This window comes from Myxococcus sp. AB025B (assembly GCF_006518215.1).
In the GTDB taxonomy this organism is placed as follows: Bacteria; Myxococcota; Myxococcia; order Myxococcales; family Myxococcaceae; genus Myxococcus; species Myxococcus fulvus.
On record NZ_SRLW01000760.1, the window covers coordinates 1 to 389 of the forward strand.

At 59.4% G+C, this 389-nt stretch carries 1 protein-coding gene; it reads left to right on the forward strand.

What is annotated here, in order from left to right:
• Positions 1 to 304, forward strand: a 304-nt coding sequence (locus FL311_RS43835; RefSeq protein ID WP_228557502.1) for a hypothetical protein, incomplete at its 5' end; no start/stop codon positions are given.
• Positions 305 to 389: the final 85 nt, after the last annotated feature.

Sequence of the window (389 nt, forward strand, 5' to 3'; positions counted from 1 at the left end):
CGGCTTGACTGGGATGCGGTTATGGCTGATCGGCCTGCCGTTCTTCGTTGGCCGCTGGGTGAGCTACCTGACCTGGACGCACATTGCCCAGATTGGCGCGCGCTATCTAGATGAGGAAACAGAGATCGACGGGGCGTATATGGGTGTGTACTTCGTCGTGTCGCAGGTCGTGTTTCTGGCGCTCGTCTATGGGTTTGCCAAACTGGATTGGCAGCACTTGTTGCAAACGAAGCACCTGCGATGGCGGCGACGGGAATCGATTGCATCTCCCGCCAAAGACACACGGACAAAGGTCGAGCGCTGAGCAGGGTGCATTGGCAACGAGCCTGAGACGTATTGCCGACACGCTGGGCCCGCAGGGATCGCGTCCACAGCGGTTGAGGTACGTC